Source organism: Polaribacter sp. IC066 (assembly GCF_007997085.1).
GTDB lineage: Bacteria > Bacteroidota > Bacteroidia > Flavobacteriales > Flavobacteriaceae > Polaribacter.
Genome location: NZ_VORR01000022.1, coordinates 11,508 through 34,584 on the forward strand (window position 1 = coordinate 11,508; position 23,077 = coordinate 34,584).

Sequence of the window (23,077 nt, forward strand, 5' to 3'; positions counted from 1 at the left end):
CAAAATACCGACAAGGTTAAAAAGAAACCTTGCAGGATTAGGATTTTAAAAAACAAAACTGTTAAATTAAACACTCAATTTTTATTGAGTGTTTTCTATTTTGTATATTGTTCGCGTTTAATAAACCCAACAAATTTTTATCATGAGAAAACTACTAAGCATTTTATTTTTATGCGCTGCTACCCTATCCTTTTCACAAGAGTTTTCAATGGATTTAGTCAAAAACATGAAACCAAGAAACATTGGACCTGGCGGAATGTCTGGACGTGTAACGGCTATTGATGTTGTAGAAAACAATCCAGAAATTATGTACGTCGGTACTGCCTCTGGTGGTATTTGGAAATCGACTTCTGGCGGTATCAAATGGGAACCTATTTTCGAGAAAGAATTAACAGCTTCTATCGGTGCTGTTGCCATTCAGCAATCGAATCCAAGTGTAATTTGGGCAGGAACTGGTGAAGGGAATCCAAGAAATAGTTTAAACGGTGGTTTCGGAATTTACAAATCTTTAGATGCAGGTAAAACTTGGAAGTCTATGGGTTTAGAAAAAACACGACATATTCATAGAGTCGTTATCGACCCAACAAATCCTGATGTGGTGTATGTTGGCGCGATTGGTTCTCCTTGGGGAGAACATAAAGAACGTGGTGTTTATAAAACGACAGATGGTGGAAAAACTTGGAAACAAATTTTATTTACGAACATAAGATCTGGAGCTGCAGATTTAATTATGGATCCATCAAATCCGAATAAATTAATCGCTTCTATGTGGGAGCACAAGCGCGATCCTTGGTTTTTTAAATCTGGAGGAACAGGCAGCGGTGTTTATATTACGCATGATGGTGGTGAAAATTGGAAACAAATTACAGAGAAAGAAGGTTTCCCAGCGGGTGAATTAGGTAGAATTGGCGTTGCAATTGCACCTAGCAACCCAGATATTATTTATGCATTGGTAGAAGCAAAAAAGAACGCATTGTATAAAAGTGAAGACGGTGGCTTTGCATGGAAAAAAATAAATGATAAACCAGGTATTGGCAATCGTCCTTTTTATTATTCAGAAATATATGTAGATCCGCAGAATGAAAATAGGTTATATACTGTTTTTACATACATCAATGTTTCACAAGATGGAGGAAAATCGTTCAAAGAATTAATGCCTGCGTATGGTGTTGATAATGGTGTGCATCCAGATCATCATGCTTGGTGGATTCACCCGAAGAATGGTAAATTTATGATTGATGGCAATGATGGCGGCTTAAATATTACTCGAGACGGAGGTAAATCTTGGCGCTTTATTGGCAATATACCTGTTGCTCAATTTTATCATATTAATGTAGATAATGAATTTCCTTACAATGTTTATGGCGGCATGCAAGACAATGGTTCTTGGAGAGGCCCTGCCTATGTTTGGAAAGCGCAAGGAATTAGAAACTCTTATTGGCAAGAAATTAGCTTTGGTGATGGTTTCGATGTAATACCCGATAAAGATGATTCTCGCTTCGGTTGGTCTATGAGTCAGCAAGGTTCTGTTTTAAGATATGATCATATTACAGGAAATAATTATTCTGTAAAACCAACCCATAAAGATGCCAATGTACAGTTGCGTTTCAATTGGAATGCAGCCATTAATATGGACCCTTTTGATAATAATACCTTGTATTTCGGAAGTCAGTTTGTGCATAAATCAACAGATAAAGGACTGACTTGGTCTGTGATTTCGCCAGATTTATCAACCAATAATCCAGAAAAATTAAAGCAATCAGAAAGTGGTGGTCTCACGATGGATGCAACCGGTGCAGAAAATCATTGTACCGTTTTAGTGGTAGAACCCTCTTCTTTAGAAAAAGATGTTTTATGGGCTGCGACAGATGATGGACAAGTTCACCTTACAAAAAACGGTGGCGAAAGCTGGACAAATGTTGCAAAAAACATCAAAGGATTGCCCGAGTTTAGTTGGATTACACAAATAAAAGCGTCCAACAAAAATAAAGGAGAAGCACTTTTAATTGCTAACGATTACAGACGTTTTAACTATACACCTTATGCCTACAGAACAAAAAACTACGGTAAATCTTGGGAACGGATTGTTGATGAAAATGACGTAGAAAGCTATACACTGTGTATTGTAGAAGACCCAGAAAATGCAAATTTATTATTTTTAGGGACTGATGATGGTTTGTATATTTCTATAAATGCAGGCGAGAAATGGACAAAATGGACGGAAGGTTTTCCTACAGTTCCCGTAAAAGATTTGGTAATTCACCCAAGAGAGCATGATTTAGTAATTGGTACTTTTGGTCGTGCCGCTTGGATTTTAGATGATATTCGTCCGTTAAGAGCCATGGCAAAACAAAACATCATTAAAGAAAAACTTGTTTTATTTGCACCGCCAACAGCCTATCAAGCAGCAACGCAGCAACCAACAGGAAGCAGGTTTGGCGGAGATGCCTTATATCAAGGAGAAAACAGAAAAGGGGGTGCTCTTATTTCTTATTATATTGATAAACCAGAAGTTGATGAAAAAGATGTAAAGGGAGACACGAAACAGGAAGATAATGAGGATAAGGATGATATCGATGAAGAGGATGGTATAAATGAGACCCTGAAACAAGTTCAGGGTGAGAGCAAAAATGTTGTTAAATATGATTCTATTCAACTAGAAATTTTTGATGGGGAAAGACAAATAAGAACTTTAAAGTTTAAAACTCCGAAAGAAAGCGGAATTCATAAAACAACTTGGTATTTAAGAGAAAAAGGAGTTGCAAGAGCTTCTAGAAGCATCAGCAAATCTAAAAGAGAGCCAAGTGGTACAGAAGTAAAACCGGGTGTTTATAAATTAAAAATGACCTTTGGTAATGCAGTGTCTGAACAAACTATAAAAGTTGAATTTGACCCAAGATTACAGATTTCTGATGAAGCCATCAATCAAAAATACAAGGCGAGCAAAGAGCTTGAATCCTATCAAGAAAAAATTGCAGGCATTGTAGAACAATTGGTTGAAAGTAAAAATGCAGTAACTTCAATTAAAGCAGATTTGTCAAAAGAAGATAAAGTAAAGTATAAAGCTGAAATAAAATCATCTACGGTTATTCATAAAAAAATTGATACATTAATAGCTTCCTATTTGGGTTCTATAGATAAAAGACAAGGAATTACTAGAAATAAAGAAATTACCGTAAACCAACGTTTTGGACAAGCAAGTTCCTATATTCGTTCTCGTTTTGGAACGCAAACTGAAACCGAAAAAATATTAATGAGTCAATTTGTTGAAGAGTTTAAAAAAGCAGTTTCAAAAACAAATACGTTCTTTAATACGGATTGGATTGCCTATAAAAAAGCTATAGAAAGCATTAAAATTCCTCCTTTTAAAGAAACTAAAATTTATTCTATTGACTAAAAAAAAATGGATTAATAAAAGAATACTTTTTTTGTGCTTGAGTTTTATGATCTATCAAACTCAAGCACAAAAATCTGCAGAAAACCAACTAGGAACCTGGTATATGTATAATGGTTCTCATAAATTATCAGAAAAATATGCCTTAAAAACAATGGCACATTTTAGATATTTTGAGTTGGTGTCAGAGTTTCAGCAAGAGATTTATAGACTAGGCATCAATTATAGGTTCACAAAAAAAATAGATTTAACTTTAGGAGCTAGTTACTCTACAGGAGATTTAGCTTATGATATGCCTTCGCCTCACCTCTACGAATGGCGATTGTACGAAGATTTAAATATAAAATCTAATTGGGGAAAATTTAATGCGCGTCATCGTTTTCGATTAGAACACCGATTTATCCATAAAAATATTGTGACAGACGAAACTAGAAACTGGTTTCGATATGATTTAACCGTAAACTATCCGCTTTCAAAAAAATGGAGCGTTTATGCCTTTAACGAACTATTTTTAAATATTGATACATCAAAAAGATTTGCTCAAAACTGGTCAGGTGCCGGGCTCTTGCATCAATTAAACGAGCAAGTAAAATTAAAAATGGGTTATTTTCAGATAAAATTACCCAATAGAGTTTTAAAAAGAATACAATTAGGGATTATTTTAAATACAGACTTTTCACAGAAAACAATATAAGTATGCAACCAATATTTACAAATGATGCAATCGTTTTTGGTATCTTAATGACCTCATTAGGATTCGTTTTTTATACAGAAAGCATTAAAACTGGCTTTTGGGCTAAATTTTATAAATATGTTCCGGGTCTTTTTATGGCCTATTTTATTCCTGCGCTTTTTACAACTTTCAGAATAATAGCCCCAGAATGGGAAACTGAAAATACTTTAGGTGAAGTTGTTAAAAATAAATCGCAATTGTATTTTGTAGCAAGTCGATTTTTATTGCCCGCTGCGCTCGTTTTAATGACTTTAAGCATCGATTTAAAAGCAATTTTTAATCTAGGCTCTAAAGCCCTAATTATGTTTTTTACAGGAACTATTGGTATTGTGATCGGTGGACCGATTGCTATTTTATTAATCTCAATTTTTTCTCCAGAAACTGTTGGCGGTTCAGATTTTGATGCGGTTTGGCGTGGACTTTCTACATTAGCTGGAAGTTGGATTGGTGGTGGTGCCAACCAAACTGCGATGCTTGAAATTTACAAATACAACCCTTCAAAATATGGAGGCATGGTTATCGTAGATATTGTGGTCGCCAATATTTGGATGGCTATTTTATTAATCGGAATTGGTAAAAAAGATAAAATAAATAAGTGGCTGAAAGCAGATACTTCTGCCATTGAAAAGTTAAAAGAAAAAGTGATTCATTTTTCTAAAAAGGTAAAGAAAAATCCGACATTAACAGATTATATGATTATGCTTGCTATCGCATTTGGAACGGTTGGTTTTGGTCATTTTGCCTCAAAATATTTAAGTGCTTTTTCGGCAAGTTTTATTGCGTCTATGGAGTCGCAAAGTTGGCGAAATATATTTTCTTTTTTAGGCTCTAGCTTTTTCTGGTTGATTAGTGTTTCTACTATAATTGCCATCATTTTATCGTACACAAAAGCAAAAAATTACGAAGGTGCAGGTGCTAGTAAATTAGGAAGTATTTTTATTTATATTTTAGTTGCTACTATTGGTATGAAAATGGATTTAAATCAGGCTCTTGAAAATCCTGGTTTAATGATTATTGGTTTAGTTTGGATGACCATTCATGCAGTATTATTAATTATAGTTGCTAAAATTATTAGAGCTCCGTATTTCTTTTTAGCAGTCGGTAGCCAAGCAAATGTTGGTGGCGCAGCTTCTGCCCCGATTGTTGCGCAAGCATTTCATCCTTCATTGGCCAGTGTAGGGGTTTTACTTGCTGTTTTTGGGTATGCCATTGGTACCGTAGCGGCTATTGCTTGTACAATTTTAATGGAATTATCAGCTACCTTTTAAAAAAAATCAGCATATTTGCAAACCTAAATTTTAATCAAAATGAAAAAAATTCTTTCTATTCTAATACTTTCTATTGTATTACATTCTTGTTCTTCTAAAAAAGAAGGAAATATGATTGTTCAAGGACAAATTAAAGGTTTGAAAAAAGGAAAATTATACCTTCAAAAAATGGTAGATACTGTTTTAGTTTCTGTAGATTCGGTTACTCTATTAGGCAAAGACACTTTTACTTTGACGGATAATGTTGATTCGCCTGTTTTGTATTACTTAACTTTAGATGGAAACACGATCGATAAAAGAATTTTATTTTTTGCTGAAGCAGGTATTATTACCATTAATGATCAAGTTGATCAATTTGGGTTTAATCCAAAAATTACGGGCTCTAAAAATCAAGAAATTTTAGATCGATATAATGTTATTAGCAAAAGATTTCAAGATGAGCGATTAGACTTTATCAAAAAAGATTTTGAAGCAAAACAATCTAAAGACACTGACTTGATTGAAAAAGTACAAACAGATTATAAAAGAATGGTGCGAAAAAGAGTTTTATATACGACCAATTTTGCACTGACCAATGCAGATTTAGAAGTTGCTCCTTATCTTGCACTTACCGAAATGTATGATGCTAGCTTAAAAATGCTTGATACTGTAAATAGTAAATTATCGCCAAAAGTTAAAAACTCTATTTACGGCCAACGTTTTCAAGAATATTTAGAAACTATTAAAAAAGCAGAAGCAGCAAAATAAGTTATTTTTGAATGCTGTTGATGGCTTTTGTAACCGCTGTTTGAGGTAGTTTACAAGTGCCATTTACGCAAACATATATAAAAGTTTCGTCTTCATTAAACTTATTAGCAAGCAAAGGAATCATAGAATTGTCTTTGGTTGCGCCAGCAATAATGATATTTGGTAGGTATTTATTTATTAAAATAGCATTTACCTCATGCGCATTTTTACCAGCTACTACAACTTCATAAAACGGTTTTGTATAATTGGTCATTACTTGTAACCAATTAGTATAATTATAAGGATTCATTTTAATCGTATCCTTTAAATTATTCAGCATTTGTTCTGAAGTCTTCAAATACGTATTATCCGCAAAATAATGACCTAATTTAAAAAGATTATTTGCCATCATTGAATTAGATGATGGTATAACGCCATCTATAATCTCATATTTTTTTGCGATTAAACCTTCGTCTTCATCCGAAGTAAAAAAGAATAGACCGCTTTTTTTATCGTAAAAGTGTAGTAATAAGTAATTGGTCATTTTTTTTGCATTGAACAGCCACTTCTCATCCAAAGTAACCTCATATAGAGAAATAAAAGACTTAATTACAGTCGCATAATCTTCTGAATAGGCATTTATAGTGCTTTTGTTATTTTTAAAATTCCGAAACAATCTACCTTTAGTATTCAATTGTTTTTCTAGAATAAAATTAGCGTTCTTTAAAGCAATCTCTAAATACTCTTTAGTCTCAAAAGACTTGTAAGCGTCTACATAACCCTGTATCATTAAAGCATTCCAAGAAGTTAAAACTTTATCATCTAAATTTGGTTTGCTTCTTGTATTTCTAGCAGTATTTAGCGTTTTTTTCCAATATTTTATTTTTGAGTTCAACGCTTCTAATTCAATTTCATGCTGTTTTGAAAAGGCTTGCTTTGACGTATTTTTAATCAAAACATACTTTTCGTTTTCCCAGAAACCGAACGAATTTATATTATAAAATTCTTTAAATAAACTATAATCAGTACCTAGTAATTTTATAAGTTCTTCTTCTGTCCATTCATAAAATGCACCTTCTTCTCTTTCACCTACTTTATTTGTACTATCTGCGTCTAATGAAGAATAAAAAGCACCATTATTGGCGGTTAATTCACTTTTAATAAAACCTAAAGTCTCTGTGACCGTCGTTTTATACAACTCGTTTTTATTTTCTGCATAGGCTTTTGAATATAAACTTACCAATTGAGCATTATCGTAAAGCATTTTTTCAAAATGTGGTATGTGCCATTTTTCGTCTACAGAATATCTCGAAAATCCGCCGCCCAGATGATCGTAAATACCGCCGAAAGCAATTTTAGTTAACGTCGTTTCAACATAACTACCAATTAAGGAATCCTTAAATTGATAACTATACCTTAACAAAAATTCTAATGAATTTGGCATTGGGAATTTTGGAGCACCTTTGGTGCCTCCATAAAGCGTATCTAGCTGCTCTTTTAAGATATCTACAGATGTTATGATATCTGTATCCAAAAAAATGGGAACCTCTTTATTTACCGTGATTAATTGAGATTCTTGAATTCCTTTTGTTAAATTTTCTGCAAACTCAATGACTTTTTCTGGTTCTTCTTTATAAAGTTTAGAAATACTACTTAAAACTTTAGACCATTGTTCTTTGGTAAAATACGTTCCGCCATAAATTGGTCTTCCATCTGGCAATGCAATACAGTTTAAAGGCCAACCACCGCTCCCTGTCATTAATTGCACAGCATTCATATATACTTTGTCTACATCGGGTCTTTCTTCTCTATCTACTTTTATATTGATAAAATTAGCGTTCATAATTTTAGCAATAGAATCGTTTTCAAAACTTTCCTCTTCCATCACATGACACCAATGACAGGCGGAGTAGCCTACAGAAATAATAATTAGTTTATTTTCTTTCTTAGCTAAAGCCAATGTTTTAGGATTCCATGCTTTCCAATCTACAGGATTGTAGGCATGTTGCAATAAGTAAGGACTCGTTTCATGAATTAATTCATTACTTTTTTTAGAATTCGTGTTTTCTTTTTGAGCACAACTAGCAAGAAAGTTGATACATAAAATAAAACTAAAAATTTTACAGATAGATTTCAAATGGAATAATATTTAAGAATTAAAGATATCAATTTTTAACTGATAACATCTGCAAATACTTAAAACTTTAGCGCACAAAAAAACGCTCAAAAACTAATTTGAGCGTTTTAATTTTTAAAGAATTAAATTTGTTTATTCTTTTACAAATTTAGCAGTACCAACAGCACCATTTGATTGATATTTAATTAAATAAATACCAGAAGATAAACTTGAAACATCAATAGACTCGCTATTTTTGTTAATATTTAAACTCATTACTTCTTTACCTAATACGTTAAAAATTTGAGCATTTTGAATCGTTTCTTTCGCTGAAATATTTAAGATGTTAGATGTTGGGTTTGGATACATAGAGAAACCTAATAACTCGTTGCTGTTTGCGCTAAGAGTAGAAGCTTTATAAAAATATAAATTATCAAAATAACCTAATTGTGTACGTATATCCGATTGAGCACCAATTTTAAATTGAAGAAAATTCGTTGCATCAAATCCTTTCCCTACGAAAGTTGCTAATGGAATATCAATACTCTGCCAAGCGTCAAAAACTACAACTTCATCAATAACACCAGAATCTGCACCACCTACAGTTGTACCAAATCCATAAAAAGCTTCTGTATTGCCACCGTTAGTTTGAGAAATTAAATCTAAATAAAATTGATGACCATTACTGCCTGCCTCTACACTACTAGGTATAAAGTAATCAATATGAACAGTATCATATTCAGAAACGTCTGTTAGAACATCAGCATTATTGCCATCTTTAGCACCGCCTCCCCAGCCAATTTTTAAATTGATTCTAGCAGCAATATTTACACCATCAGTTTCATCTAAGTCTAGCAATTGTGGAGCCTCTCCAAAAGTATAAGTAGTATTCCAAAAATTTGTAAATGTACCTGTATCTGTTAAACCATCAAGCAAAGCTAAATGAGTACCATAAGATGAAGGAGTAGCAGAAGCTGTTGTTGGAATAGAGGTATCTGCTGGAGGTGTAACTCTAATTCCTTTAATATTGTCAGCATAAATAACTCTTGCAATAGCTGGATCTATAAAACCGTTGTCCCAAAGATAATAAATAACAAATTGTGAATAAACGCCTTCAGCCGTATCATCACCATTTGAACCGGTGTTAAAGGTTATTGTTAATGTTTCCCATCCACTACCAGTATGAGAAACTACTGCTGTAGATACCGGAGCTCCATCCAATCCACCCTGAACTCTAGGCGCAATTGTAACAGCTTCATTAGAATAGATATCTATTTCCATTGTTTTATCAGTAGTTAATCTAACATTACTTGTCATATTAACATTAAGCCCCTGCCAAACGTTACCTGTTGCAGAAGATATTAGTTTTGCTACTTGACCTCTTGTTCCTCCAGTTTCTGGATCTGCTACAATTTCTGCTGCTGCACCACCAAATGGCTCTCCAAGACCTTCTGTTCCTGTTTCAAAATCTTGCACTAATTGCTTCTCTACAATTCCTGTAATATTATCAGCATAAATAACTCTTGCAATAGCCGGGTCTATAAAACCGTTATCCCAAAGATAATAAATAACAAATTGTGAATAAACGCCATTAGCCGTATCATCACCATTTGAACCTGTATTGAAGGTTATTGTTAAAGTTTCCCATCCACTACCAGTATGAGAAACTACTGCTGTAGACACAGGAGCTCCATCCAAGCCACCCTGAACTCTAGGCGCAATTGTGACAGCTTCATTAGAATAAATGTCTATTTGCATTGTTTTATCAGTAATTAATACAACATTACTCGTCATATTCACATTAAGTCCCTGCCAAACGTTACCTGTTGCGGAAGAAATTAGTTTTGCAACTTGACCTCTGGTTCCTGCAGTTTCTGGATCTGCTGCAATTTCTGCTGCTGCCCCGCCAAATGGCTCTCCAAGACCCTCTGTTCCTGTTTCAAAATCTTGCACCAAAGATTGCTGTGCATATCCAATTGACATTGCAAGCAAGAAAATAAATAAAGTAATTTTTTTCATGATTAAATATTTTATACGATTAGTTAACAATATTAATCTTAATCTGTCGAATATTAACATTTAAGACCCAAACATGATACATACAGCTTGTTAAATCTTGTCAAATAGCTTCAATGCCTTTAATTATATGATTTAAACAGAGGTTAAATTTTTACTAGAAAAAAAGTAATTCAATTAAAAATTAATTATGTAGTGGGATTGTTGTGTTGATTTATCTTAATGTATTGGATACTTAACAAACTCTTCTTCTGAAATTTAGTTTTTTGTAAACAAAAACAAGGAGTCATTATTGTTGGTAATAATTAATGATTCCTTATTACGAATTTTAATACCCTTTATATTTCGTGTATCTTTTGGTATGTAAAACCCGCTTTCGGATGGAGAAATATATTTAAAGTTATTCTTTCCATCTCCAATTAACACAGCACCAAAACCAGCGTCATATCTTACCGTTTCAACTTCCACTCCATAATGATTACCCACAAGAATAATATCTTTGAATCCGTCTGAATTTACATCTTTTACAATACTACTTTTTATTGGGCTAATTTGCGCCTGTATTGGTAAAGGTGAAGACGCCAACTTACCTTTATTATTGATTAAAATAATACTTTCAAAATTACTAATTTCATAAATCACTGCACTTTTCACTTTTTCTTCTGGCAAAATCTCTAATAATGTTGATGAAGCAAAACTATGATAACTTTTAAATTTTTCGCTAACGTAAGGCATTTGCTGACTAGTGCATTCTTTTCCTCTAACGGGAACATAATTGTCTTTATAAAACTTTGCTAACACAACATCATTTGTTCCGTTATTATCAAAATCATTAGCATACACTTTAAAGGGGTGCTCTTTGGTTGCTTTAAATTTATTGTTTTCCCCTAAATTTCCTATTATGTAATCGTCATCACCATCATTGTCTAAATCTTCCGCTGTAATAGACCACCAAAATCCTCTGCTGTCTTTAGAAATGCCAAATTCTACTGAACTGTCTTTAAAAATTCCATTTTGATTTTCAAACACTTTAATATGCATCCATTCACCAACTAAAAGTAAATCATGATCCCCATCTTTATCTATATCAGAAAAAACAGCATCGGTGACCATTCCTAAATTTTCTAAATCAGGAGCTATACTGTTCGCCGATTTTTTAAACACTCCATTTTCATTTATCAATAGATAGCTACTAGCCGGAAAAGCATATTTACCTGAAATAAGCCGAACTCCTATAAATAAATCTAAATCACCATCATTATCAATATCTGATGATTTAACAGTTTGTGTACTTTCTAAAATATCAGGAATTGCCTTTGAATCTTTTATAAAATTACCTAAACCATCGTTTATATATAATCTGTCTTTTAATAATTTGCTTCCTTGTTTAAATTCAGAGCCTCCGCTTGTAACATAAAGATCTAAATCATTATCATTATCTACATCCACAAATAATGCTCCCAAATCTTCAGATTCTTTGTCCTTAACCCATGGCTGCGTATTGCTTTTAGTAAAATTTCCTTGATTATTCTGGAGGTATAAAACTCCCTCTTGATCTGCAGAACCTCCTATAAATAGATCTTCAAAACCATCTTTATTTACATCGGCAACAGCTGAAAAAGGTCCATTATTTGATAATTTATGAGGCAATAAAACTTCTTCTTTAAATTCATCAAATTCATTTTCTCGATGTTTGTAGTCTAATCCAAAATTTTCTGGGTTTGCTTTAGTAAACAGTTGTTTACTAAAAGTACTTTCTTCTTTTTTATTTACCGCTTCAGAATACTGAATTTCAAGAGTTTGATTGACATCAATATTTTCTAAATAGCTAACTTTTTTATTATTCCAAAGAACTTCAATTTTGTCAACTTTTTTATCGTTCGCTAAACCAAATAAAAGACCATTTTCTACGGAAGAAAAATAACCTCTCGTTGTTGTGTTTTCTAAAATTTGCTGTTTTTTATTGTGATATATTTTAACTTTAGCTCCGATACCAAATTTATTTTTTTCTGAGCCTATTAATTTAATTTTTAAAAAATTTGCTGTTGCCTTATTTTTATAAACAAAAGCTTTACCATCTATATTATTAACCACAATATCTAAATCGCCATCATTATCTAAATCTGCATAAGCCATACCATTAGAAAAACTTGGAGTATTAAAATTCCATTTTTTACTTACGTTTGTAAACTTAAAATCTCCATTATTTTTAAAGGCATAATTCCCTACGGGATTAGATGGTGTATTTTGGCTATATTTAAATAATTCTTTATAGGTTATATCTTTAGAGTTTTCGCTAACTTCTTTTTTATAATCATTATTATCAATATCTTTTTTGATACCATTTGTAACTAATAAATCTTTAAACCCGTCATTATCTATATCAACTAATAGACTTGCCCAGCTCCAATCTGTATTTGCAACACCCGCTATATTTGCGATGTCAGAAAACATACCAAGACCTGTATTAATTTGCAAAGTATTTGTCATGTACTGATAACTATCGGTTGCTTTAACCATCTCCTGAAATGTATCAGAATTCATAGATGCCATATTCATTTTAGATCTGTAATGATCATTTGGCGTCATATCTGTTGTTACTAAATCGATAAAACCATCATTATTAATATCTCCTGTGTCGGATCCCATACTATATTGGGAGAAATGCTTCAGCTTTTCTTTGGTTACATTTCTAAAAGTACCATCACCATTATTATAATACATGAAATCTGGAGCAGCATAATCGTTTGAAACATACAAATCTATAAACCCATCGTTATTAAAATCTGATGCATTCACACTTAAACCATACCCTAGATCTCTAGAAATACCAACCTCCTCTGAAACATCTTCAAATTTGTTATTTGTATTTCTATATATTTTATCTTTAAAGGATTCATAATCTTTGGGTGATACTTTGTTAACTAAAAGTACTTTATTGTCTGCTGGCTGATTTACTTGATACATGTCTAAATCGCCATCATTATCCATATCAAAAAAAACTGCCTGTGAAGAAAAACCGGTATCAGCTAAACCATAAGCAATAGCAGATTCGGTAAAAGTGAGGTCTTTATTGTTGATAAAAAGCATATTTCTTCTCTTTGTAAGTTCTAGAGAATTACCGTTTCTACTCACATAAATATCTAAATAACCATCTGCATTTACATCTGCCATGGTAACGCCCCAAGACCATCCTGGGCTTCTAGCAATTTTTGAAGATTTAGAAATATCGTCAAATTTAAAATTACCTTTATTAAGGTAAAGTCTATCTCCTACTTGATTTCCACCAAAAAAGACATCTGGTAAACCATCATTATCAAGATCTCCAATAGCCACCCCAGAACCTACATATATTTGACCAAAAAAATAATGATTGAGATATTCTGATTCTTTTATTGAATTATTAAAATCTATACCTGTTTCATCAGAAGCTAGAAGCTGCAAACCTCCCAATAATTCTTTAGGATTTATATCTCTTTTAGAATTATTACAAGAAAAAAGTAAGAAGTTTAAAAGCGCTAGAAAAACAATATATAAATTAGGTTTGAACATATATTTTTAAGATTACCGGCTATTAAAAGAGCCTACAATTTATAGTAAGATAACAAATCAAATTTATTGATTTTTAACTTAAAATCGTAAAATTTATTCATAAAAGAGGGTTTCTAAAATTTAGAAACCCTCTTTTTAATTGTTTTACCTGTAATGAACAACCTCGAGGCAGAGCCATCGAGGTATCAAGCTGAAAAAAACCTTATTTTTAGTTTGATAAAAACCCAGGTTTTCAAACTTTCCTCTTGACCACCGACGCAGAGCGTCGGGGAATTCTATCGATTAAAACTTCAATTTCTCATGTTTATCCCATAATCCCCAATAAGCACCAACGACTCCTTCGGCTCCTACTTTCCAAGATTCATCAAAAGAAGAAAAATAGAAAATTTCCACATTATCTTTAGCGGCCCATGCCTGTGAGTTAATAAAGTATTTCATAGCATTCTCTTCTGTAGAATGTGCTCCTCTTAAACTTTCTCCTTTACTTGGCCAACCAGTTTCTGTAATAATTACTTTTTTTCCGTTTCCGGCGTCTGAAGCTTGTCCAAACATTTGTTGCATATGGCTTAATGAATGTTCGATACTACAACCTTCCCAATAAGGATAGCAATTAGATAATATTACGTCGCAAGCTTCTGTAATTTTTGGTCTGTGTGAAAATTCGTAATAGGCGTCTACGTAACCCACAGGAATATCCATTCCTTTTAAAGCATCTTTAACCCTGTGAATGTATGCTAACAATTGCTCTTCTGTTAAATCTTTACGATACATCACTTCATTACCAACCGCGGCAATATCTACACAGCCTTCTTTCGCTAATTCTATTAAACTTTCTATTTCTAGTTCATTTTTCTCTAAATCATCACCTAACCAAGCACCCACTAAATTTTTAATTCCGTGTTTTTTTGCCATTCTAGGAATATGCTCATTTCCTTCAATACAAGAAAAAGAACGAATCCATTTTGTGTATGGTTTTAAAATCTTAACTCTTCTTTCTACTTGTTCTTGGGTAATGGTGTCTCCTGGTTCTTGCCCATCTTCATATAAACTAAAACAAATTCCGTGCATACCTTGTTCTAAAGTATCTCTCCATAGCGCTACTAAATTTTCTGTAGCCTTATATTCACTAAAATCTACTCCTTTACTTTCACTAAAATTAGACTTTTCTAATGAAGCCTTGCGTTCTTCGTTTAATGAAAACTTACGTTCTTCCCTATATGACATTTTTTACTTTTTTAATATTGATTACGCTACTGCTTTTATGAATTATATTTTAATTTTTCATCTTTATCCCATATTCCCCATCTTGCACCTAATTCTCCTTCTGTTTTAACTTTCCATGATTCATCAAAAGATGAGAAGTGGAACATTTCTACCCCTTCTTTATTCGCCCATTCTTGTGTTTGAATAAAATATTTCATGGCATTTAGTTTCGTTGGGTCTGCTTTTTGAACAGCCTCTCCTTGACTTGGCCAACCCGTTTCTGTAATAATTATTCTTTTACCGTTTGCCGCTTTTAGCGTTATTGCATGTATTTGTCTTAATTGAATTAAAGAGTTTTCGATGCTTGAACCTTCCCAGAATGGATAACAATTTGTTAGAATAATATCTGATATTTCTACCAATTTAGGGCGTTTAGAATACTCATAATAGGTATCTACATAACCAACAGGAATGTTAAAATCCTTTAATTCATGTTTTACTCTAATGATATAGGCTATTACTTCTTTTTCTGATAAATCTCCTCTTAATAATACCTCATTACCAACGGCAGCAATATCTACAAAACCAGATTTTGCCAAACGAATTAATCCTTCAATTTCTTTTTCATTCCGTTTTTTGTCACTACTTATCCAAGCACCCACCAACGTTTTTAGTCCTTTCTGTTTTGCTATTTGCGGAATTAATTCATTACCATTTGTACAAGAAAATGAACGAACAGATTCTGTATACGGATTAATAATATCCATTCTACGACTAATTTGAAGCTCACTTAAAACATCATTTGCATCTTGCCCCTCCACGTAAGGACTAAAACATAAACCTCTTAATCCATTATGTAAAGTTTTAGCAAACAAACTAGTAATTGCTATTTCGTCAAGATTAGATAAATTTACACCAGCATATTCTTTTAAAGTGATTGTATTTGCCAACGGAAACAAATTGCCAGCACCATACCCTGATGATGTTGTAGGCGCGTTTCTTATTTCTTTTCTTCTTGCTAACTCTGCACTAATCTCTAAAGCTCTTTCTTCTGTTAAACTATAATCTCTCATAATCCACATAGCCACAAGTGTACCCACTATTGGTAAACCAGAATAAAATAAACGTATCCCTGTAATTGACGCCTCTGTATTTATGGTATCTGGCACAAAACCAACTAAAGACATAATAGCACCCGTTAGTAACCCTGCAATTGCGAAACCAAATTTTACCATCAACCAATAAATAGCTCCAAAAACGCCTTCTCTTCTTTTGCCTGTATTTAGTTCATCGATATCAATAACATCTGAAGTCATAGACATCATTAAGGTGAACAAACTACCGATACCAAAAGAGAAAAATGGCAACGCGAATAAAAACATATACGGTTTTCCTGGAATAAATAAGAACCAAAGCATTACATATCCTAAAACGGATATTCCTTGCGAAACTATAAAGGCTTTCTTTTTACCAATAGTTTTAGACATTCTTGCCACTATCGGGATAACTAAAAAGGTAGTTGCCAATGCACCAATACTGCCCAATAATGTTGGCCAAAGACCTGCAGCCCCAGCATCCCCATTAAATAAATAATAAACTACAATAAAAAATGAAAAACCAGCAACAACATTAAAAGCGTTAAAAATTAAAAATGTTGAAAAACACAATTTTCTAAACTGTTCTATTTTAAAAGCTTCTTTAAAATTTTCTACAATCTGTTTTAAGCTTCCTCCAATCGTTTTAATCGTTAAAGGGGTTAAACTTTCATCGTCTATCGTTGACTTACTTTTGATAAAAAAAGCAGGTACCATTGCTAAAATAGCGCAAATAACCGCCACCCAAACACCTAAAGTTCTTGTAGTTTCTGTTGTATCTCCAAACCAATCTTCATCATACATCACAACCCAAAACCACGGCGCAATCACCCAAGCCCACTGACCAATCCATTGGGCAGTTGCCATAATATTTGTACGTTCATGAAAATCATCACTCATTTCATAACCCATCGCCACATAAGGCACACCAAAAATGGTAAGCCCCAAATAAAAAGCTAAAGACCAACCTAAAAAGTATATGAAATTATAAGTTACGCCATTATCTACATAAAGTTGCCACAACAAAGCAAAAGAAACTCCCATGATGATAGCGCCTAAAAGCACGTATTGCTTGCGTCTGCCCCAAATAGACCTTGTATTGTCTGAAATAAACCCCATGATTGGGTCTGTTATTGAATCGAAAATACGCGGAAGAAAAAATAGAATTCCCCACAACGATGTTGAGAAACCATAATCTTGAATTAACACCACCATAAAAATACCCATTGCTGCTGGAAACATCTGATTTGCAAGCATTCCTAATCCGAATGCAATCTTTTGTCCCAATGGAACTTTGCTAGAACTTGTTTGATTATTACTCATAGTTTATGGTTAAGTTTGGTTTGTTAGTTCGGAATTATAACAGTCTGTATAGCCTGGCCTTGTATTTTTATCTTGACACTTTTATCCTTTAGTGATACGTTTATCGTTTTAGCAATCGTCCCTTCATTAAATACAACAACAGCAATTGTACCATCTAAATTTTCTGCGGCGGTTACCATTAATTCTGTATCAGAATTTTCTAAATTAATAACTTTAGCTTCTGGTCTTATATATTTGCTAAAATGTGCCAATGTATAATATAGTGGTGTTAAATAAATTTCGTCTTTTTCAGGATCTACAATTACAGGCGCAACACACCAATTTTTAAACCAATTTGGTCCTCCTTGGGTGTCTAAAACCATGTTCCAGTCTATCCAACCATCCACATAATTATTTAAACAACCAATAATATCTCTAGCATATCTATTTACAGGCGCATATTTTGGGTGCAAATGTTTGTCTTTTTCTGGTGCCCAATCCCAACCCCAATCGGTTGCTTCTTTTCTCCAATACCAAGCATCATCTTTCCATTTCGGAATTTCTGAATCTACACAAGCTTCTGACTGAATTAAGTATTTGTTGGGTGCTTTTTTGTGCGCGTATTGCAATTCTTCGGGAAAATAATCATAGGTACTTGCATACCAATGAATGGCTGTGCCATCAAAATATTTTGAAGTTTCTTCGTTTTTAAATTGCGAATCTACCCATTCTTTTAAATGTTCTCTATTTTGATCGTAGCCTAAAATTTTAGTTTCGTGACCATCGGCTTCTAACTTTGGCCCTAAATGATGTTGTACAAAATTGGTCATTTCATCGGGCGTATAATGCATGCTTTCCCAATTATTACCATTTCCTAAAGGTTCGTTTTCTACTGTAAAACCCCAAATATCGATTCCTTCAGCTTTATAAGCAGTGGCATATTTTGAGAAAAATAACGCCCAAGTATCATAATATTTTGGCAATAATTTACCACCAACCCATTCATTATTATCTTTCATCCACGGAGAAGCCGTCCAGGGTGATGACAAAATTTTAAATCCGTCTTTAGATACCGCCATGGCATCTTTTATGAACGGAATAATATCATCTTTATCTTCTTCAATTGTAAAGTGTTCTAATGCCATATCTCCTGCTATAGGAGCATACGAATATTGACTTAAAGAAAAATCGCAAGAATTCATATGCGTTCTCGTTAAAGAATATTTTGCACCGCTTTCGCCAAAATATGCTTCAATAATAGAATCTCTATTTTTTTTACTGATTTTATTTAATAAATACGCAGATGATTCTGTAAAAGAGCCTCCAAAACCTGTAATTGTTTGTTTGGTTTGAGCTGGTAATAATTTTATTTGTACAATTTCTTCTTGACTTGCATCCGAAGAAAAATTATCTAATTTGGTTAAGCTATTTCCACTGGCAGAAGTTTCATACACTTCTACAGCTAACTGTTCTTTATTTTCTGTGCAACTCATGGCCATTAAAACTAAAAAAAGATAGGTGCTATATTTAAATGTCTTCATGCTGTATCTTTTTAATTACTTTGTTTATTTAAATTCAAATAGTGCTCTTTTACAACCGTATAAGCTTCTTTCTTTTTTCTATCGATATCTACAATTCCCCAAAACTCTTCATTTGGCGTTCCGTCATAAGGAACACCAGAACTATTTGGCGCCCAACCACCCATATCTTGAGTAGTATTGCTTCCTGATTTCCACCATCCATCCGTAAATGAAAACAATGTTACCCCCGAATTGATCTCTGTATTCCCAAAAGATTTCTGTAAAATTTTTAGAGTAGCAGCAGCTTGTGCTTTTTCATTAATTCCTTTTTCAAAACCTGCTTTTGTAATTGTCATATAACTATCACCACCAGCTTCCGATAAATACATTGGTTTATTACTAATGGCTTTCCATTCAGAAAAAATTCCTTCAGGATTGTCCCATCGATATACATTCATTCCCCAAACATCAATATTCTGACTCATAGAAAGTACTAGCGCATCTGGTAATTCTCCGTGTGCAGTTGTTGTGGGATGATTTTTGTCATTTTCATGAATTAAACCTGCCGCATTGTTCATGGCTTTATACCAATTCTTAATATCGCCATCAAACCATTCTGGATGGTAATTATATTCATTGCCCAACTCCCACATCAAAATTGCTTTATGACTCTTAAATGTATTTACATAGTTGATAAAGGTGCCTGAAAGAATATCATTTTTACCAGCTTGATTATATCCAAAACCAATAATTACTTTTATCCCTGCATCGTTTATTTCATCTAAAACTTTCACGTCTTCTATAGGAGCATAAACTCTAATAGTATTGATACCAGCTTCAATCATCAACGCCAAATCTTGCGTAAGATTTGTAAAATCTACAGAATCGCTTCCTATTGGTACTGGATGATAACAGATTCCTTTAATGATATAAGGTGTTTCATTTACCAGTATTTTTCTACCAGAAACCGACACAAAATCATTTTTTAGCTCGCTTTTACAAGAAGTAAAAACGAGCGCAAAAAGTACGAGTGTAATACATTGTTTCATCTTGACTATTTTTTATCTTGGATACTCTGTATTTGGCACCAAAACGGCCTTCATCAAAGCCTCTTTGTCTCCATTAAAAGTTTTGGTAATAATTTTACCATCTCTCTTTAAATCTTTGAAAGCGCCGTTATCAACCAAGTTCCAAATAGGATATTTAGCTTCCCCTTTTAAGGTAAATAACCCAAAATGATTTTCAGAACCATTCGGGTTTGCAGCATCTTTCCATTGCTCATCAAACGCTTCAAAATAGAAACAAGAAATACCTGCTTTTTTTGTCCATTCTCTTAAATGTTTATAATACAAACCTTGCTTATACTCATCTGTAGCTCTAGATCCGTTTTCGCCGTAATGACCACTAGACGTTGTTGCCCAACCTGTTTCACCAATATGAACTGTCTTTGTAGCATCGACACTTTTAACGTATTTAGAGACTTCTTTGTATTGTGTTTTTGCAAAATTTACAGCGCGCGCCATGGCATGATCAATTTTTTCTAAATCTGATAAACCTTTTTCATGCGCTGGTACTTTCCAAAATGCAGGATTGTAATGAGAATTATGATATGCGTATGTGTGCATAGAAACATAATCTACTGCCTTTATAATATCTTCTAAATCTTTAACTCTATAACTTGGATCTCCGCCACCCCAAGATGCAAAATCATCTGAACAAGTAACCCATAAGTCTTTAGATAATGCACCTGTTTTCTTTAAATCTTGTAAATGGTTTACCCATTTTAAAATAACATTTGGTCTTACAAAGTAACTCGTTGCCCAACGAATCATCGCTTCATTACCAACCGCAATTACTTTTACAATATCTGGATATTTATTTGCCAACGCCACAGCCCTTGCAATTTCACCTTTATTTTGAGCACTTTCTACTTCATGGTTCGGTGTTTTCTCTGTCCAAGCATTTAAACAATCTATCCAAGCACCCAACATTACATACATTTCAAAACTTGCATCTTCATTTTTAAGTTGATGAATTGCTTCTAAAACATTGGCAGCATGCGGTAATTCTGGCTGTACATTATAAGTTCTAATAATGCGAATACCCATGGCATGCATCAATTTTAAATCGTCTTTTAATTGTGCAATTGTTGGTTGTTCTGCTCTTAATTTTTCTCTATAACCACCATAAGAAATAGCTACATAATCTGGATTTCCTAGAATATCTTTCGCTGTTAATTCTTTCTTCATTTCTGTCTTAACTTCTGTTTTATTTTCTTTTTTTGAACTGCACCCAAAAACAACAATCAATGCTAAAATGGTCACTATATTTTTTATTTTTGATGTCATTTTTATTAATTTTAAAACTGTTCTTTTTCTTAATATGTTAATCCGTACCCAAATTTGAATAGTGGTTCTTTACTCTGATCCCAAAAATTAGGACCATATTTACTTTGATAATCTTTTACGCCTTTGGGCCAAGAGTGCGGTAATGTACCTGAAAAATTAAAATCTCCGAAAAGCACTTCTGCAACACCCTCACCTTCTGACCCTAATAACCAAGCGGCTATAAAAGCATCTGATTTTTCTATTTGATTTGTAACCACCAATGGTCTTCCGGAAACTAAAACTACCACCGTTTTTATTCCTTTTTCTTGATAGGTTTTTATATATTTTTGATGTGCTTCAGTTACTGTTAATTTAAGTTGATTTGATTCGTGACCAATATCTCCAAAAAACTCTGCATAAGGTATTTCACCAATAACAATGATAGCGACATCTGCATCAAAATGTTTTTGAGTTGCATCTTTATCGTACACAACTTCTCCTTTAGACTGCTTTTTAATTCCGTCTAAAATAGTCGACGCCCCTTTATAATTTTCTTTAGTTCCTTGCCAATTCACTGTCCATCCGCCAGATTGTAATCCAGAAGAATTTGCATGTTCGCCAACCACCACTATTTTTTTTATTTCTTTTGATAAAGGCAAAACATTCTTTTCATTTTTTAATAAAACTAGAGACTCTCTTACAGCTTGCCTGGCAATATCTCGATGCGCTTTACTTCCTATTTCTGAAATTAAACTTGCGTCTGGAAAAGGATTTTCAAAAAGTCCTAATCTAAATTTCTGTCTTAATATTCTTTTTACAGCATCATCAATTCTAGCTATTTTAACAGTTTGGTCTTGAATTCCTGCTTTTACGCCTTCCTGAAAACCTTCTAAATCGCCATCAACAGCCATTACCACATCAATACCAGCATTGATAATATCGTTTTTTCCAAAACGAGAATATCCTTTCCAATCAGAAACTACGATACCATCAAAGTTCATCCCAACTTTTAAAGTATCTGTAATTAAAGCTTTGTGCGCATGCATAGAAATACCTGTAACTGTATTAAAAGAAGCCATTACAGCGCCAATGTTTTCTTTCACTGCAATTTTATAGGGTGCTAATAATCGCTCTTGAATTTGTTCTGAATTTAAAGATGTTTCTCCGCCTTCAATTCCGAAATCTGTAGCGCCATCGCCTATAAAATGTTTTGCGGTTGCCATGACTGTAGTTGCTTCAGACAAAGCACCTTGATACCCGTTTACAGCTGCTTTTGTAAGTTTTTCAGTAAGTTCTGTACTTTCAGAAAAAGCTTCATAAACTCTACCCCACTTTTCGTTAAAAGGAATCGCAATACAAGGCGCAAACACCCAATTAAAACCTGTTGCCTGACTTTCTAAAGCTGTAATTGCAGCAATTTGTTTGACCAATTCTGCATTTTGAGTTGCTCCTAAACCTATATTATGCGGAAAAATAGTAGCACCTTCAAAAGTATTTTGACCATGAACGGCGTCTACCGCAAACAACAAAGGAATGCCCAATCTTGTAGACAATGCTTTATGTTGCAACTCTGTAAACCTTTTTTGCCATCCTAAAGCGGTTTTACCGGGGTTTGGGCCCTGTGTATGAATAACAGAACCTATAAACTTTGTTGTAATATGCACATCGGCATCCTCTTCAAAATGTCTTATTTGAGACATCTGTCCGATTTTTTCTTCTAAAGTCATTAACTTTAGAAGAGCATCTACCTTTTGTTCTATTTGAGCTTCTTTACTTGTTTTCATTTCATTTTTACAGGAAAAGCCAATCAACAAAAAACAACAAAC

Annotated in this window: 13 protein-coding genes; 4 read left to right on the top strand and 9 right to left on the bottom strand. The window is 33.4% G+C overall.

Annotated features, from left to right (window positions below):
• Positions 1-142 precede the first annotated feature (142 nt).
• From ES044_RS09185 to ES044_RS09200, 4 genes are read left to right on the top strand one after another with little or no spacing between them, the layout of a single operon-like run.
• A complete protein-coding gene (locus ES044_RS09185) occupies positions 143-3,397 on the top strand; it encodes a WD40/YVTN/BNR-like repeat-containing protein (protein WP_147119188.1) in 3,255 nt (1,084 codons plus the stop codon).
• 46 nt (positions 3,398-3,443) lie between these two features.
• On the top strand, positions 3,444-4,088 hold the full coding sequence (locus tag ES044_RS09190; RefSeq protein WP_223269179.1) for a DUF2490 domain-containing protein: 645 nt from the start codon (positions 3,444-3,446) through the stop codon (positions 4,086-4,088).
• 2 nt (positions 4,089-4,090) lie between these two features.
• Positions 4,091-5,395 (top strand): DUF819 domain-containing protein, encoded by a 1,305-nt coding sequence (locus tag ES044_RS09195; RefSeq protein ID WP_147119187.1) that lies wholly within the window; start codon positions 4,091-4,093, stop codon positions 5,393-5,395.
• Between the two features lie 39 nt (positions 5,396-5,434).
• Positions 5,435-6,142: a DUF4369 domain-containing protein gene (locus ES044_RS09200; protein ID WP_147119185.1), complete on the top strand. Its 708-nt coding sequence runs from the start codon at positions 5,435-5,437 to the stop codon at positions 6,140-6,142.
• 1 nt (position 6,143) lies between these two features.
• Here the strand turns inward: ES044_RS09200 and ES044_RS09205 are convergent, their stop codons facing one another.
• The 9 genes from ES044_RS09205 to ES044_RS09245 form a co-directional block, all read right to left on the bottom strand.
• Positions 6,144-8,258, bottom strand: coding sequence for a thioredoxin domain-containing protein (locus ES044_RS09205; protein ID WP_147119184.1), 2,115 nt, complete (start codon positions 8,256-8,258; stop codon positions 6,144-6,146).
• Positions 8,259-8,390: 132 nt separating this feature from the next.
• Complete coding sequence (locus ES044_RS09210; RefSeq protein ID WP_189663263.1) at positions 8,391-10,256, bottom strand: T9SS type A sorting domain-containing protein; 1,866 nt, start codon at positions 10,254-10,256, stop codon at positions 8,391-8,393.
• Between the two features lie 255 nt (positions 10,257-10,511).
• Positions 10,512-13,805: a VCBS repeat-containing protein gene (locus ES044_RS09215; protein WP_147187044.1), complete on the bottom strand. Its 3,294-nt coding sequence runs from the start codon at positions 13,803-13,805 to the stop codon at positions 10,512-10,514.
• Positions 13,806-14,087: 282 nt separating this feature from the next.
• The gene (locus tag ES044_RS09220) at positions 14,088-15,029 is read right to left on the bottom strand and encodes a glycosyl hydrolase family 17 protein (RefSeq protein WP_147119181.1); all 942 of its coding nucleotides are present in this window, start codon (positions 15,027-15,029) and stop codon (positions 14,088-14,090) included.
• Between the two features lie 35 nt (positions 15,030-15,064).
• Entirely contained in the window at positions 15,065-17,425 is a 2,361-nt protein-coding gene (locus tag ES044_RS09225; RefSeq protein ID WP_147119180.1) for an MFS transporter, read from the bottom strand.
• Between the two features lie 23 nt (positions 17,426-17,448).
• Positions 17,449-18,945 carry a glycoside hydrolase family 30 protein gene (locus tag ES044_RS09230; protein ID WP_147119179.1) on the bottom strand — a complete coding sequence of 499 codons (1,497 nt, stop codon included), beginning with the start codon at positions 18,943-18,945 and terminating at the stop codon, positions 17,449-17,451.
• A gap of 11 nt (positions 18,946-18,956) precedes the next feature.
• Positions 18,957-19,973, bottom strand: coding sequence for a glycoside hydrolase family 2 TIM barrel-domain containing protein (locus tag ES044_RS09235; RefSeq protein ID WP_147119178.1), 1,017 nt, complete (start codon positions 19,971-19,973; stop codon positions 18,957-18,959).
• Positions 19,974-19,985: 12 nt separating this feature from the next.
• Entirely contained in the window at positions 19,986-21,272 is a 1,287-nt protein-coding gene (locus ES044_RS09240; RefSeq protein WP_147119177.1) for a glycosyl hydrolase family 17 protein, read from the bottom strand.
• Between the two features lie 29 nt (positions 21,273-21,301).
• Positions 21,302-23,035, bottom strand: a complete 1,734-nt coding sequence (locus ES044_RS09245; protein ID WP_189663262.1) for a glycoside hydrolase family 3 protein — start codon at positions 23,033-23,035, stop codon at positions 21,302-21,304.
• Positions 23,036-23,077: the final 42 nt, after the last annotated feature.